Below are 14782 nucleotides of genomic sequence, written 5' to 3'. Positions count from 1 at the left end.
GGCGGGAGGCGCTGCCCGTAAAAATCTGCGCACTATGAAGGTCTGCGCACACAATGAACAGGCCCTTCGCACCCGCCAGGGCTCCCATCCCGGCTCCCATCCCCGCGTTGGAGGTGACGTGCAGCAACCGAGGCCGCAGGTCCCCGGCCCCGGGCGTCCCCGCGCCCCGAAGGACGACGACGCGCGGATCGTCGAACGGCTCCAGCGCTCCCTGCTCCCGTCGGTCCTGGAGGTCAAGGGCCTGGTCACCGCCGCGGAGTACGTCCCGGCGGCCCGCCACCACAACGTCGGCGGCGACTGGTACGACGTCTTCGAGCCGGTCCCGGGCACCGTCGCCTGGGTGATCGGCGACGTGGCCGGGCACGGCTTCGGCGAGGCGGTCGTGATGGCCCAGCTCCGCAACGCCCTGCGCGCCTACGCCCTGGACACCGACGACCCGGCGGAGATCCTGCGCCGCCTGGACCGCTTCGTCACGGCCTACCTCCCGCACGACACCACCGCGACCGCCTGCGTGCTGGTCCTGGACCGCGCCACCGGCCGCGTCCGCTACAGCGGCGCCGGCCACCCGCCCCCGCTGCTGGTGGGCGAGCGCGAGGGCACCGCCAGCACGCAGTGGCTGGACCAGGCCAAGGGCCTGCCGCTGGGCGTCCGCGAGACCGAGTACCGGCCGGTCGCGCAGTTCATGCTGGCCCCGGCGGACATGCTGGTGCTGTACACCGACGGCCTGGTCGAGAAGCCCGGCGACGACATCGAGGACGGCATGGAGCGGCTGCGGATGGCGGCCCAGCTGGTGTGCACCGAGACGCCGGAGACGGTCTGCCGGCAGCTCATGCGCCTGCCCGGCGAGGCATACGCCGGGGACGACAGGGCCCTGCTGGTCAGCCGCATAAGCTGAACGCATGTACGCGACCCGACCGGTAGACCTCGATTTCCTGGCGACGGCCCCGCTGCGCCTGTCCTTCGCCAACACCCTGCACGCCACGCCCGAGGCGGTCTTCGACGCCATAGCGCACGACGTCGCGGCGCTCCCCCGCTGGTACGGCGCGGTCGCGGCGGCGGAGTACGGCGGCGCGGCGCCCTTCGGCGTCGGCACGAAACGCCGGGTGAAGCTGGTCGGCGGCGTCGCGTTCCACGAGGAGGTCCTCGCCTGGGACACCCCGCACCGCTACGCGTACCGCATCGAGCGCACCACCGTCCCCGGCATCCGCGCCATGGCCGAGCAGTGGACCGTCCTGACGACCCCGGCCGGCACCCGGGTCGCGTGGACGATGGCGATCGACGCGACGCGGCCGGCGGCGATGGCCGTGCGCGCCTCGGCGCCGGGCATCGCGCTGGCCACCCGGCGGGCGATGGGGCAGCTGGACCGGTTGCTGGCGGCCGCTTAGCGACCCCGCTTCCGTCCCGACCGATCACGCCTGGCACCATGTCTGGTGCCATGCCGACCATCGCGCCAAAGCCAAAGCCAGCGCCAGGGCCCGAGAAGCCCCAGCCGCCGACGCTGCGCACAGCGCGCGCCGCGGTCTTCGCCGCGCTCTGTGTCCTGGTCGGCGCGGTCGGGCACGATGCTTTCTCGGTCGGCGCGATTCCCGTGTGGGCACTGTTCGTCGGCGGCGGCGCCGTCTTCCTGGTCGCGGCGCCGCTCACCCATCGCGAGCGCGGGCTGCCGACCATCCTGGTCCTGATGGCGGGCGTGCAGCTCGGGCTGCACCAGCTCTTCGCGGCCGCTCAGGACAGTGCCGACCACATGAGCATGCCGATGGCGATGCCGCCGCGCGGCGAATTCTGGTGCGGCCACACCGAGCCGGCCGGGGTCACCCAGGCGATGCACAACGTCGCCATGCCGCCCATGGCCGCCGCGCCGCACCACTCGATGACCGGCGGCATGCTGGCCGCGCACGTCGTCGCCGCGCTGGTCGCCGCCTGGTGGCTGCGCCGCGGCGAGGCGGCGGTGTGGTCGCTGGCCCGCACGCTCGGGCTGGCCCTCATCGAGCCGCTGGTGCTGCTGGTCTGCGCGCTCGTGGCGGCGGCATGGACGCCGCCGCGGCGTGCCGCAGCGCTCGTCACGCGCACCCCGGCGCGGGTCGGGCCCGGGCGGCTCCTGCGCTTCGACGTCGCGCGGCGCGGACCGCCGATGACGGCCGCCGCATTCGTCTGACACCGCTGCCGGGGGTCCTCGCGACTCCCCGACGCGTGCCGGTCCGGTGCGGCCCTCGACCGTCATCGATCCGCCACGCCCCATCCCGCGTGGCCCCATCCCATGGATAGGCATGTCCACGAAGCTCACCTCCGGCACGCGCCGGACCGCTGTCCTGCTCGCCACCGCCGCCGCGTCGCTGCTCGCCGCGGCCTCGGCCGCCGAGGCGCACGTCACGGTGAACCCCAACTCCGTGTCGCAGGGCGGGTACACCAAGGTCTCCTTCCGGGTGCCGAACGAGGAGGCGAACGCCTCGACGACCGCCCTGGAGGTCGACATCCCGGTGGACCACCCGATCGCCTCGGTGTCGGTGCGGCCGGTCCCCGGCTGGACCGCGACGACGACCACCAGCCAACTGGCCACGCCGATCAAGACCGGCGACGGCGAGGTCACCGCGGCGGTCAGCAAGATCGTCTGGACCGGCGGCAAGATCGACCCGGGGCAGTTCCAGGAGTTCGACGTCTCGCTCGGGCCGCTGCCGAAGGACACCGACCAGATCGTGTTCAAGGCGCTGCAGACCTACTCCGACGGCAACGTCGTCCGCTGGATCGACCTGCAGCAGCCCGGCCAGCCCGCGCCGGACCACCCGGCACCCGTGCTGCACCTGACGCCGGCCGCCGCCGCCAACGGCAGCACGACCGGCGCGACCGGCGCGACCGGCTCGGGCAGCACGACCACCCCGGCCGGCAGCACCGCCACCACCCCGACCGGCGCCCCGACCACCGCACCCTCGGTGAGCCTGGCGGCCGACGGCGACGCCAAGGCCGGGTCCGGCAGCTCCAGCAGCAGCGACACCAGCGCCCGCACCCTGGGCGTCGCCGGCCTCATCGTCGGCGCCTTGGGCTTCGGCACCGCGATCGTCGCACTGCGCCGCAAAGACACCTCGTCCTCCTGAGCCGGTCCTGAGCCGGCTCTGAAACACACCTGATCCCGACCCGGAAGAGAAGAAGAATCATGAACCCGCGGTCCACCCGGATCGCACGCCTCGTCCCGATGGCTGCGGCCATCGGGGCGCTGGCCGTGCTCAGCACCACCGCCTGCGCCAGCCCCTCCCAGGAGGTCGCGCAGGCCTCCGGGGTCTCCACGCAGCAGTCCGAGTACAAGGGCACCGAGCTGGCGATCCCCACCCCGATCCCGGCGGTCACCCTCACCGACTTCAACGGCAAGCCCTACGACCTGAAGGCCAACGCCGCCGGCAAGCTGACGCTGGTCTACTTCGGCTACACCCACTGCCCGGACGAGTGCCCGACCACCATGGCCGACCTGGCCTCGGCGCTGCGTCTGCTGCCGGCCGACAAGGCCGCCAAGGTGCAGGTCGTGTTCGTCACCACCGACCCGGACCGGGACACCGCGCCGGTGCTGAAGGCCTGGCTGGGCAAGTTCAACCCGGACTTCGTCGGCCTGACCGGCACGGTCGCGCAGGTCGACGACACCGCGAAGCTGGCCGCGACCCCGGTCGCGCCGCCGGTGAAGAACCCCGACGGCACGATCGAGGTGGACCACGGCACCCAGGTCAACGCCTTCGGCACCGACGGCCTGGCACATGTGGTGTGGCTGGCCGGCGTCGCCCCGAAGGACATCGCCCACGACATCAGCCTGCTGACGTGAACCTCCCGCTGAGGGCCGGCGCGCTGGCCGCCCCGGTGGTGGTCCTGGCCGCCGGCGCGAGCCTGCTGCTGTGGTCCGGCGGCGGCACCGGGCCGCACGGGGCGAAGCTGGCGGTGAGCGACGCCTACGTCCGCGAGCCGGCGAACCCCGCCGAGGCCGCGGCGTACTTCACCATCGCCAACTCCGGCGGCACCGACGACACGCTCACCGCGGTCGCGGCCTCGACCGGGCACGCCACGATGCACACCACCAACGGCGCCAAGATGGTCGCGCTGACCACGGCGCCGGTGCCCGCGCACGGGAGCCTGGACTTCTCCCCCGGAGGCAACCACGTGATGATCGAGGATCCGGGACCGCTGAAGCCCGGGACCTCCGTGCGGCTGACATTGTCGTTCGCCGCCTCCGCGCCGATCACGGTGACCGCGCCGGTGATCGGGATCGCCGATCAGGCACCGGGCCAATGAGGACGGGGCGATGAGGACCGCTCGGCCCGCGGCGGCGGCGAGGGCCGCCGCTCGGGCCGGCGGCACCGGCAGCGGCATACGCCGGTATGTCGTCGCGGTCCTGACCGCGGTCCTGTGTATATGGGGCCTGGCCAGCGCACCGATGGCGTCCGCACACGCCACCGTGGTGACCACCGACCCGGCCGACGGCGCGCTGCTGGCGACCGCCCCGGCCCGGGTCACCGTCACCTACGACGAGGCGGTGTCCCTCCAGCTCGGCGCACTGCGGGTGTTCGCCCCGGACGGCTCGCAGGTCGAGGTCGGCACGGCCGACCACCTGGACGGCAAGCCGGAGACGGCATCCGTGCCGTTGAAGCCCGGCTTGAAGAACGGCACCTATGTCGTCTCCTGGCGGGTCATCTCAGCGGACTCCCATCCGGTGCGCGGCGCCTGGACGTTCTCCATCGGCACCACCTCCGCGCCGAACGCCGGAGGCGCCGCGGCCGCGCCGAGCGGTTCGCGCACGGTCGGCGTGCTGTTCGGCATCGCGCGCTGGCTGGCCTACCTCGGCTTCGCGGCGCTGGCCGGCGGCGCGCTGCTGCTGGTCGCCTTCGCCCCGAAGCTGGCCGGCGACCGGCGGCTGCGGCTGCTGATCGGCGGCGGCTGGTTCGCACTGCTGCTCGGCACCGTCGCCGCCCTGCTGTTGCAGGGTCCTTACGGCGGCGGGTTCGGCATCGGGCGCGTCACCGACGTGGACGTGCTGCGCGCGACCCTGAACACCCGCCTGGGCAAGGCCCTGGCCTGGCGGCTGATGCTGCTCGGCGCGGCCGGGGTGCTGGTGTCGTGGATCGCGACCCGGCTCGCCGAGTCCTCGGTGCGCACCCGGCGGGCGGTCGGCGGCGTCGGCGCGGCGCTGGCCGTGGGACTGGCGCTGACCTGGTCGGTCGCCGACCACTCCGGCACCGGCTCGCAGGTCGCGCTGGCGCTGCCGGCCGACGTGCTGCACCTGCTGGCGATGGCGGCGTGGGTCGGCGGTCTGGCCGCGCTGGCCTCGTCCGTATTGGGACCCCAAGTCGTCGGCATCACCGACGACGAGCGCCTGATACTGGTCCGCCGCTTCTCGACCACGGCCTTCGCTGCGGTCTGCGTCCTGGCCGCCACCGGCGTCTACCAGGGCTGGCGCCAGGTCCGGCACTGGGACGCGCTGTTCGGCACCGACTACGGCCGGATGCTGGTCATCAAGTCCAGCCTCTTCGTGGTTCTGCTCGCGCTGGGCTTCCTCGCGCGCCGGATCCTTGCGTTCCAGAAGCCTGCGCTCCAGACCCTCGCGGCCACCTCCCCGGACCTGGCCCGGCTGCGGCGCTCGGTCGCGGCCGAGTTCGGCCTGGCGATCGTGGTGCTGGCGGTGACGGCGCTGCTCGTGGAGTCGCAGCCGGCCGCCGACACGGCGGCGAAGGCCGGCCCGGTGACGGTCGCCTCCCCGTTCGACACCGGATCCGCCGACGGCACCGGCACGGTGCGGGTCACGCTGGACCCGGCGCGGGTCGGCACGGCCCAGGTGGTCATCGACGTCCTGGACAAGACCGGCAAGCCGGAAGCGGTCCCCGAGGTCGACGCCTCGCTGGCGCTGCCGGCGCAGCAGCTGGGCCCGATCAAGATCAAGCTCCAGCCCGCCGGGCCGGGCCACTACACGGCGAGCGGCGTGGTCGTGCCGATGTCCGGCGCCTGGCAGGTGCTGGTCACGGTGCGGACCACCGACATCGACCAGGCCACGGTCATCCTGAACACCACAGTGAGCAAGTAAGCGAGAGTCCTGTGAAGCTCCCCACCCGCCGCGCCTTCCTGGCCACCGGCGCCACCGGCCTCGGCGGCGTCGCGATCGGTGCCACCGCCTCGGCCCTGCTGGTCGACGACGGCAGCAAAGCCACGCCGGCCGCCGACCGCGTCACCGGCCTCGGCACCGCGACCGTCGCGGCCCCCTTCCCGCACCAGGCGGGCATCTCCGTCCCCGCGATCCAGCAGGGCCACGGCACCGTCGCCGCCTTCGACCTGCTCCCCGGCACGTCTCCGGCCCAGCTCAAGGCCCTGATGCGGGCCTGGAGCGCGGCCATCGCCGCCCTGTCCGCCGGCCGCTCCCCCGCCGCCGACGCCGACACCACCGCCCTGGGCAGCGGCCCCTGCTCCCTCACCATCACGGTCGGCTTCGGCCCCTCGCTGTTCGGCAAGGCCGGCCTCGATGCCGCCCGACGGCCGCCGCAGCTGGCCCCCCTTCCCGCCTTCGGCACCGAGAAGCTCGACGCCGCCCGCAGCGACGGCGACCTCGGCGTGGTGCTGGCCGCCGACGACGCGCTCGTGGTCTTCCACGCGCTGCGCACCCTGACGCGCGCCGCCGCCGGAACCGCCAAGCCGCGCTGGGTCATGTCCGGGTTCAGCCGCGCGCCGGGCTCCTCGCCCGACCCGACCGCCACCGGCCGCAACCTCATGGGCCAGCTCGACGGGACCAACAACCCGGCGCCGGCGCAGCCGGACTTCGCGAGCAAGGTGTACGTCGCCCCCGACGACGCCACGGCCTGGATGCGCGGCGGCTCCTACCTCGTCTTCCGCCGCATCAGGATGCTGCTGACCTCCTGGGACGCCCAGACCGTCGCCCAGCAGGAGCGGGTCATCGGCCGCCGCAAGGACACCGGCGCGCCGCTGTCCGGCGGCACCGAGCACACACCGGTCAACCTCGCGGGCCAGAACCCCGACGGCTCCCTGGCCATCCGCGGCGACGCCCACATCCGCCTGGCCGCCGCGGCCGGCAACGGCGGCGCCGCGATGCTGCGTCGCGGCCTGAGCTACGACGACGGCCTCACCGCCGACGGCGAACCCGACGCCGGACTGCTGTTCCTGGCCTGGCAGGCCGATCCGGCCCGCGGCTTCATCCCGGTCCAGCAGCGGCTGACGCGCAATATGGACGCCTTGAACCGGTTCACCACGCACGAGACCAGCGCGCTGTTCGCGATGGTCCCGGCCCCGGCGCCGGGTGGCTACTTGGGGCAGGCGCTGCTGGAGGGGTGATGCCTTCGGCCCGTCACGGGCACTGATACTTCAGATCGCCGGCGCTCTGCGTCTCAGCTCCTGGCGCCAGCACCTGGGGATTGGTGATCCGGAACGTCGCGGTGACCGTCCCGCTCCCGGTCAGCTTCAGCTGCCAGGCCAGATGCACCTCCGGCGACTTGCCGCTCACCGTCTCGGCTCCCGTGACGGCCTGGGTCGTGTGGTTCTTCGCCGGGATGTCCCACTCGTAGTCCACGACCCCGGTCCCGCCGTTGGTCGTCAGCTCCGCGACCATGTCCACCGAGGTGTCGCAGATCCCGGAGGGCTTCACCGGAGCGTAGTTGTGCACGGAGATGCTCGAGATCTGCACCGGCCGCACGGCCTTCTTGTCCCGCAGCTGCACCGCCGCGAACGCCGCCGCCCCGAGCACCGCGCCGACCAGCACGAGGCCGACGAAGCCGCGGATGACCCGGCTGGGCAGCCCGTCCTTCAGGTCCTTCTTCGCGGGCTCCTTGATCCCGTGGCCGGTCGCGGCGAGCCCGCTCACCGGCGCCGAGCCGAGCAGCAGCGCGACCGTGCGGGCGGCCGGCCCGGCCTCCGGCACGACCGGCGTGATCAGCCAGATGCGCCCGGCGTCCTGCACCAGGTCCAGCACCGGCAGCGTGCCGGGCAGCAGCCCGCCGCGCGCCGCGACGGTCCGCTCGACCAGCCGTTCCACGCCCCCGGCCGCCTGCACCCGCGCCGGCTCGAACCGCAGCACGCCCAACGTGCCGCCGTCGGCTCCGGTGGCGGAGTACCAGACGCCGTCGGTGCTCCGCAGCACCTCCGGGCCGAGTTTCAGGCCCATCCCGGGCACACCGGCCTCGCTCAACGCACTCCCCCCAAGAAGTTCCAGTCGCACAGCGTCCCGCTGCGCACCTGATCCGCGCTTGCGGCAGTGTAGAGCGTCCGGGGACGATGGAGGGGCACCCCTTCCCGAAGAAAGAGCCCGAACGATGCCCGTGACCCGTCTCAACCACGCCGTGCTGTTCGTCCGGGAGGTGGACCGCAGTGTGGCCTTCTACCGCGACCTGCTCGGATTCGAAGTGCTGACGCAGGCCCCTAACGCCGCGTTCCTCCGCGCGCCCGGCTCCACCAACGACCACGACCTGGGCCTGTTCGCGGTCGGCGCGCAGGCCGGCTCCTCCGAGGCCGGCCGCTCCCGGGTGGGTCTGTACCACCTGGCGTGGGAAGTGGACACGCTCCAGGAACTGGCGCGCTTCGAGGACGTGCTGAAGCAGCACGGCGCCCTGGTCGGCGCCAGCGACCACGGCACCACCAAGGCCCTGTACGCGCACGACCCGGACGGCCTCGAGTTCGAGATGTCCTGGCTGGTGCCGGCCGACCTGGTCGCCGGCGCGCAGCTGCCGGAGGGCTCGTTCACGCTGCCGCTGGACCTGGCCAAGGAGATCGAGCGGTACGGCGCGACCCGGCGCGGCGGCGTCGGGATCTCGCACATCGTCGCGCCCTGACGCCTCTGCTGCCCTGAACTGCTCACTTCCCTGCCTCAGTGCAGCGTTTTGAGTGGCTCAGTGCAGCGCTTTGAGACCAATCACACACCCGACGATCCCGGCCAGCAGCAGCACCTTCGCCGCCGACACCGTCTCCCCGTCGAACACCATCCCGTACGCCACGGTCAGCACCGCCCCGATGCCCACCCAGACGGCATAGCCGGTGCCGACCGGGAGCGTGCGCAGCGCGTAGGCGAGCCCGGCCATGCTCAGCAGCAGCCCCACCCCGAACAGCGCCGTCGGCCCGAGCCGGTGCAGCCCCTCGGACTTGCCCAACGCGGTCGCCCAGACCGCTTCCATGCACCCCGAGACGGCCAGGACGATCCAGTCCACCGCACCCACCTCCTGATGATCGGCCCATCCAACCAATCCGGGGGACCACCGGGCCAATGCGAATCCCGTGAGCCCCGCCACCAGATAGTCTTGATGGGCCGCAGGTCCCACCTCTTCGACCACTTCTCATCACCTCTCATCACCTCTCTGGAGTCACCGGTATGTCGCTGCCCAGCCAGCAGGCCCTGTCCGGGATGGTCGTCGCCATCGACGGCCCCTCCGGGTCGGGCAAGTCGAGCGTGTCGCGCGGGGTCGCGGCGCGGCTGGGGCTGCGCTACCTGGACACCGGCGCGCAGTACCGGGCGATGACGTACTGGATGCTGCAGAACAAGATCGACATCGCCGACGCCGCCGCGGTCGCGGCCGACGCGGGGTCGCCGCGGATCGTCTCCGGGACCGACCCGGCCGCGCCGCGGATCAGCGTGGACGGCCACGACGTGGCCGCCGCGATCCGCGAGGCCGACGTCACCGGCACGGTGAGCGCGGTGGCCGCGGTGCCGGAGGTGCGGGCCCGGCTGATCGAGCTGCAACGGGAGATCATCGGGGCCGGCGGCATCGTGGTCGAGGGCCGGGACATCGCCTCGGTGGTGGCCCCGGACGCCGCGGCGAAGGTCTTCCTGACCGCCTCCGAGGACGCCCGCGCGGCCCGCCGCAGCGCGGAGAACACCGCGAACGGGACCAACGGCGGGGGCGCGGCCGACTCCGTGGCGGCCACCCGCGAGGCGCTGACCCGCCGCGACAGCGTCGACAGCCGGACCAACGCGCTGGCCGCGGCGCCGGGGGCGGTGGTGGTCGACGCCACCGAGCTGACACTGGAGCAGGTGATCGAGAAGGTCGCCGGCATCGTCATCCACACGGCCGAGGGCACCGCGCCGGACGCCTCCCAAGGGGTGGGACTCACCAGATGAAGGTTCTCCGAGATGCACACCGACCGTCGGTCCCGTGGCGGGGCCGGCCGGGCACCGCAAACGGGACGTCCGACCAGGGCCAGGCCCGGAACCGCTCCGGCGGGCACGACCGCACGACGCCCAGCGCCCGCGGCGCCAAGCGCGCGCACCGCATCGGTATACCGCTCATGCACTCGCTGTGGCACGTCACCCAGCACAACATCGCCAACGTCCCGGCCGAGGGCTCGCTGCTGATGGCCGGCAACCACACCGGCTTCCTGGACGGCCCGCTGATCGCCGGCGTGGCCCCCCGCCCGGTGCACTTCCTGGTCAAGAAGGAGATGTTCGTCGGCCCCCTGGGCCCGATACTGCTCGGGCTCGGCCAGATCCCGGTCGACCGGGACCACCCGGACCGCGCGGCGGTCCAGGCGGGCCTGGCCGCCCTGCGCTCCGGCGGCGTCCTGGGCGTCTTCCCCGAGGGCACCCGCACCACCAGCGAGTTCGAGTCGGTGCACAACGGCCTGGCCTACTTCGCGGTGGCCACCGGTGCCCCGGTCCTGCCGGTGGCCGTCCTCGGGACGGCCACGAACGGCCGCACAATCGGCTCCCTGCCGACCCCCCGCACCCACCTGGACCTGGTGTACGGAACACCGCTGACCCTGGAGGAGTTGTCCCAGGGGTCCGAGGGCCTGGGCCGGCGGCAGAAGATCGCCGCCATCAGCGAAGAACTCCGGATCCGCCTGGCGGCGCACCTGCAGTACGCCAAGCAGCTCACCGGGCGCGACAATTAGACACGGACACGGACGCCAAGACTGACGCGCTCCGGTCGGCGACTCCCCGCGAACGCAAGGGGGAACCGCCGGCCGAACGCTTTTACGAGACGCGCTTCTAGGTAAGCGCGCATTACGAACATGAGGAATGCCTGATGCAGCCCGACACCGAGGACTACACTCCCGGCGACCTGAGCACCGCCACCGCCGGCGCCTCAGACGTGGGTTACTTCGACGAGGACTTCGACTACGAGGCCTACGCCGAGGGACTCGAGGCCGAGGAATGGGACCGGGGCGAGGGCGACAACGTCCGCCTGCCGGTACTGGCCGTCGTCGGCCGCCCCAACGTGGGCAAGTCCACCCTGGTGAACCGCATCCTGGGCCGCCGCGAGGCCGTGGTCCAGGACGTCCCCGGCGTCACCCGCGACCGGGTCTCCTACGACGCCCACTGGAACGGCCGCCGCTTCACCCTGGTCGACACCGGCGGCTGGGAGCGCGACGTGGAGGGCATGGCCAAGGCCGTGGCCTTCCAGGCCGAGGCCGCCATCAACGCCGCGGACGCGGTGATGTTCGTGGTGGACGCCACCGTCGGCATCACGGACACCGACGAAGCCGTCGTCCGCGTCCTGCGCAAAGCCGGCAAGCCGGTGGTCCTGGCCGCGAACAAGGTGGACGACCAGCGCACCGAGGCCGCCGCGGCAGAGCTGTGGAACCTGGGCCTGGGCGAGCCCTTCGCCGTCTCGGCCCTGCACGGACGAGGCTCAGGCGACCTCCTGGACGCCGTCCTGGACGTCCTCCCGGCCACCCCGGCCGTCAGCTTCGGCATCCCCATGGGCGGCCCCCGCCGCGTAGCCCTGGTCGGCAAGCCCAACACCGGCAAAAGCTCCCTGCTGAACAAGCTGGCAGGCGAGGAGCGCGTCGTCGTCGACCCCACCGCCGGCACCACCCGCGACCCCGTCGACGAACTGATCGACCTCGGCGGCAAAACCTGGCGCTTCGTCGACACAGCCGGCATCCGCCGCCGCGTCCACCAAACCTACGGAGCCGACTTCTACGCCTCCCTGCGCACCCAGGCAGCCATCGAGAAGGCGGAGGTAGCCGTAGTCCTCGTCGACGCCTCCGACAGCCTCACCGAGCAGGACCTCCGCATCATCACCATGGTCGCCGAAGCCGGCCGAGCCCTCGTCATCGCCTACAACAAGTGGGACCTGATGGACGAGGAACGCCGCTACTACCTCGAACGAGAAATCGAACGCGACCTGGTCCAAGTCCGCTGGGCCCCCCGCGTGAACCTGGCAGCCAGAACAGGAAGGCACGTGGACAAGCTCGTCCCGGCCCTGGAAGCAGCACTGGAGGGCTGGGAAACCCGCGTCCCCACAGCAAAGCTGAACGCCTTCCTAGGCACCCTGGTAGCAGAGCACCCCCACCCCCTCCGAGGCGGCAAGCAGCCAAGAATCCTCTTCGGCACCCAAGCCTCAACCAGGCCCCCCAGGTTCGTCCTGTTCGCCAGCGGCTTCATCGAGGCAGGCTACCGCCGCTTCATCGAACGCCGCCTCCGCGAGGAATTCGGCTTCGTCGGATCACCGATCCAAATCTCGGTAAAGGTCCGCCAGAAGAACAAGGACCGCAAGAAGTAAGGGCTCCCCGCCCCCTCCCTGCCCCCCATCGCACAACCCACGGCGCGCCACCGCCAACCGATGTGATTCGGAGGCCCCAGGTGCGGTATGGTCTTCCTGCCCGCTGATGCGGGCGGCGGGCTGTAGCGCAGCTTGGTAGCGCACTTGACTGGGGGTCAAGGGGTCGCAGGTTCAAATCCTGTCAGCCCGACCGCGACGAAGGCCGGTTTCCTTGGGGATATCCCCAGGTCAACCGGCCTTTATGCTTTCCAGTCGCAGCTATGCTTCCAGCCCCTCCGAGGGCTTTTGGGGGCCACTTGGGGGCCACAGGGCCTTGACCAGGTCTTTTAGCGGTTTCGCGCGTCACAGCTCGGGTCGCAGCGGTTGAGTAGCCAGTCGTGGGCGCGAAGCCACCACAAACCAGCCCTGATAAGGCCTGCAGGCCTGTGGGGTCCAATAACCCTGCCGGGGTGCTGAGCTGGGGCTATGCTGCCGCATCGTATTCATTGATCAGGCCGCCGAGGATCTTTGTTCGGGCGATCCGTTGAGCCGGGAACGGGATGACGTTCGGGTCGTCCAGGGGTGCGCGCAGGCTCAGCGCGTGGCCTTGATGCGCCCGTCCGGCGTTGTAGTGCTCCGTGTACTGGTCGAGGACGACCCGCAGGTGGTGGTCGCTGACGATGAGCATGCGGCCGGTGCACTCGGCACGGACCGTTTTCACCCAGCGTTCGGCGAAAGCGTTCATCTTCGGGGTCTGCTGGAACAAGTCGGTGGCCAGAATCGTCGTGGCCTGAGCTTGCAGAAACGACCGCCAGGTCGGGCCGTCGTCCCGTTGCGGTGCCGGCGGGATCCGGTGGCTTCGCAGAATCTTGCGGATGGTGGCCGCGGCGACCCGGTCGCCCAGACGCCGCAGCTCCCCTTGAATACGGGTGTAGCCCCACGACGGATTGTCCCGTGCCAGCCGGAGGAACAGTTCGACGAGCTCTGCCGGGATCGGCGGGCGCCCCGGCGGCCGGGGCTGGCGCCACTTCACCGCCACCAGCCGCCGATGCCAGCGCAGTACGGTGCCCGGCGTGACCAGCCTGTGAGCACGAAGGTGCTTGGGCAGCAGCCGGATCAGCGCCGCGAACAACGCCCGGTCGGCCCAGTCCAGGCGCGGCTTCGGGTTGGCCCGGCGCAGGACCGCCACCTCATTGCGTAGTACCAGCAGCTCTACATCCTTGGCCGCGCTGCTGCGCCCCAACAGCACCAGCCAGGAGGCTATCCGGCAGAACAGAAGGTAGACCAAACGCGCAGACACGAGCATCATCATCCCGTACCCGGCGCCGCCATCCAGCAGCATTCACGCAGGTGAGACCCTATAGCAGGGTTTTTCAACCACGCAGGATCCAACGAGAACATCTACGGCTTGCTCCGCCAATACTTCCCCAAGCGGACCGACCCGTCTGTGCACCGACGTCTGCGGGTCAACCATGTTGCCGCCGAACTCAACGCCAGGCCCCGCAAGACGCTGGGCTGGCGTCCACCGCAGCACACCCTCAACCAGCTGCTCGATGCCAGCTGATCACGGGCCGGGGCCCCGCAGAAGCCCACCCCAATAGCCTAGCGCGGATGCGCCCGAGTGGCGTCGCGATAGCCTGTGGGAGCGGGCGTCCCTACCTGAGATTCAGGCGGAGGACCCATCTACGACGGCCTGACCGTCGGGCCAAGAGAGCGATTCGCATGCAAGCTCTACTACTGATCGACCTCCAGGAAAGCTTCTGCCGCGAGGAGGGATCGACCGCCCCCGAGCTCGCCCGCGAAGTTCAAGCGCGCGGCACTCTCGACAACGCCCGCCAATGCCTCGACGCCGCTCGCGGCCGCGACGACCTGGTCGTGTTCGTGCATCTGGCATTCGACGCCGAACACCGCAACCGCACCAACCGTACGTACCGGTTCGACGAGCACGAGCGCGCTCAGCGATACATGGCGGGCTCGGCAGAATCCACGATCGTCTCGGAGGTCGCGCCTGCGGCGGACGAACTGGTGCTGGACAAGGGATCGGTCGGCCCGTTCGCCTCGACGATCCTGGACGCGGTTCTGCACGCGGCAGACGTCGAACAGCTCGCCATCTGCGGCGTCGCCACACACCTTGCCGTCGAGTCGGCTGCACGGGATGCGAGCGACCTTGGCTACCAGGTCTCGGTGATCAGAGACGCCTGCGCCGCCCCGGCCGAGCTCCACGACCACTCCCTGAACAAGGTACTCCCCGCCTTCGCTGAGATCATCACGTCCAGCGACTTCACCGCAACCAGCTAGCGCAACGCGCCCGGCCCCGCACGAGAGGCCGTGTTCTGACAGGG

16 protein-coding genes, 1 tRNA gene and 1 pseudogene are annotated in these 14782 nt (G+C 71.6%); 15 read left to right on the top strand and 3 right to left on the bottom strand.

The features are described from left to right. Positions 1-118 precede the first annotated feature (118 nt). From ABIA35_RS17730 to ABIA35_RS17695, 8 genes are all read left to right on the top strand, one after another. Positions 119-895, top strand: a complete 777-nt coding sequence (locus ABIA35_RS17730; RefSeq protein ID WP_370345023.1) for a PP2C family protein-serine/threonine phosphatase — start codon at positions 119-121, stop codon at positions 893-895. A gap of 4 nt (positions 896-899) precedes the next feature. Beyond that, positions 900-1385 (top strand): SRPBCC family protein, encoded by a 486-nt coding sequence (locus ABIA35_RS17725; protein ID WP_370358596.1) that lies wholly within the window; start codon positions 900-902, stop codon positions 1383-1385. 50 nt (positions 1386-1435) lie between these two features. Beyond that, the gene (locus ABIA35_RS17720; protein WP_370358595.1) at positions 1436-2155 is read left to right on the top strand and encodes a hypothetical protein; all 720 of its coding nucleotides are present in this window, start codon (positions 1436-1438) and stop codon (positions 2153-2155) included. Between the two features lie 112 nt (positions 2156-2267). After that, on the top strand, positions 2268-3089 hold the full coding sequence (locus ABIA35_RS17715; protein WP_370358594.1) for a YcnI family protein: 822 nt from the start codon (positions 2268-2270) through the stop codon (positions 3087-3089). A gap of 59 nt (positions 3090-3148) precedes the next feature. Continuing rightward, the gene (locus ABIA35_RS17710) at positions 3149-3802 is read left to right on the top strand and encodes an SCO family protein (RefSeq protein ID WP_370358593.1); all 654 of its coding nucleotides are present in this window, start codon (positions 3149-3151) and stop codon (positions 3800-3802) included. Beyond that, on the top strand, positions 3799-4266 hold the full coding sequence (locus ABIA35_RS17705; protein WP_370358592.1) for a copper chaperone PCu(A)C: 468 nt from the start codon (positions 3799-3801) through the stop codon (positions 4264-4266). The genes ABIA35_RS17710 and ABIA35_RS17705 overlap by 4 nt, the downstream gene beginning before the upstream one ends. 10 nt (positions 4267-4276) lie before the next feature. After that, on the top strand, positions 4277-6049 hold the full coding sequence (locus ABIA35_RS17700; RefSeq protein WP_370358591.1) for a FixH family protein: 1773 nt from the start codon (positions 4277-4279) through the stop codon (positions 6047-6049). Between the two features lie 11 nt (positions 6050-6060). Beyond that, positions 6061-7305 (top strand): Dyp-type peroxidase, encoded by a 1245-nt coding sequence (locus ABIA35_RS17695; RefSeq protein WP_370345030.1) that lies wholly within the window; start codon positions 6061-6063, stop codon positions 7303-7305. A gap of 13 nt (positions 7306-7318) precedes the next feature. Here the strand turns inward: ABIA35_RS17695 and ABIA35_RS17690 are convergent, their stop codons facing one another. Continuing rightward, on the bottom strand, positions 7319-8155 hold the full coding sequence (locus ABIA35_RS17690) for a hypothetical protein (protein ID WP_370345031.1): 837 nt from the start codon (positions 8153-8155) through the stop codon (positions 7319-7321). A gap of 124 nt (positions 8156-8279) precedes the next feature. Here ABIA35_RS17690 and ABIA35_RS17685 point away from each other — a divergent pair, with 124 nt between their 5' ends. Continuing rightward, positions 8280-8795 (top strand): VOC family protein, encoded by a 516-nt coding sequence (locus ABIA35_RS17685; protein WP_370345032.1) that lies wholly within the window; start codon positions 8280-8282, stop codon positions 8793-8795. 57 nt (positions 8796-8852) lie between these two features. Here the strand turns inward: ABIA35_RS17685 and ABIA35_RS17680 are convergent, their stop codons facing one another. Next, positions 8853-9167, bottom strand: a complete 315-nt coding sequence (locus ABIA35_RS17680) for a multidrug efflux SMR transporter (RefSeq protein ID WP_370345033.1) — start codon at positions 9165-9167, stop codon at positions 8853-8855. A 161-nt stretch (positions 9168-9328) separates the two neighbouring features. Here ABIA35_RS17680 and cmk point away from each other — a divergent pair, with 161 nt between their 5' ends. The 4 genes from cmk to ABIA35_RS17660 all read left to right on the top strand — a co-directional run bounded on the left by cmk (position 9329) and on the right by ABIA35_RS17660 (position 12651). Continuing rightward, positions 9329-10075, top strand: a complete 747-nt coding sequence (cmk, locus tag ABIA35_RS17675; protein ID WP_370345034.1) for a (d)CMP kinase — start codon at positions 9329-9331, stop codon at positions 10073-10075. Beyond that, on the top strand, positions 10072-10845 hold the full coding sequence (locus ABIA35_RS17670; protein ID WP_370345035.1) for a lysophospholipid acyltransferase family protein: 774 nt from the start codon (positions 10072-10074) through the stop codon (positions 10843-10845). The genes cmk and ABIA35_RS17670 overlap by 4 nt, the downstream gene beginning before the upstream one ends. Positions 10846-10979: 134 nt before the next feature. Continuing rightward, positions 10980-12461: a ribosome biogenesis GTPase Der gene (gene der, locus ABIA35_RS17665; protein WP_370358590.1), complete on the top strand. Its 1482-nt coding sequence runs from the start codon at positions 10980-10982 to the stop codon at positions 12459-12461. Between the two features lie 116 nt (positions 12462-12577). Next, positions 12578-12651: transfer RNA gene (locus ABIA35_RS17660), tRNA-Pro, on the top strand. Between the two features lie 273 nt (positions 12652-12924). Here ABIA35_RS17660 and ABIA35_RS17655 read toward each other — a convergent pair. Then, positions 12925-13740, bottom strand: a complete 816-nt coding sequence (locus ABIA35_RS17655; protein ID WP_370358589.1) for a helix-turn-helix domain-containing protein — start codon at positions 13738-13740, stop codon at positions 12925-12927. 84 nt (positions 13741-13824) lie between these two features. Here ABIA35_RS17655 and ABIA35_RS17650 point away from each other — a divergent pair. Together ABIA35_RS17650 and ABIA35_RS17645 are read left to right on the top strand one after the other, a co-directional pair. Next, positions 13825-14004: pseudogene (locus ABIA35_RS17650) on the top strand (IS30 family transposase); the annotation flags it as partial. Positions 14005-14051: 47 nt separating this feature from the next. Next, a complete protein-coding gene (locus ABIA35_RS17645; protein WP_370358588.1) occupies positions 14052-14738 on the top strand; it encodes a cysteine hydrolase family protein in 687 nt (228 codons plus the stop codon). Positions 14739-14782: the final 44 nt, after the last annotated feature.

It is taken from the genome of Catenulispora sp. MAP12-49, from assembly GCF_041262705.1.
In the GTDB taxonomy this organism is placed as follows: Bacteria; Actinomycetota; Actinomycetes; order Streptomycetales; family Catenulisporaceae; genus Catenulispora.
This window is presented reverse-complemented; position numbering and strand designations above follow the sequence as displayed.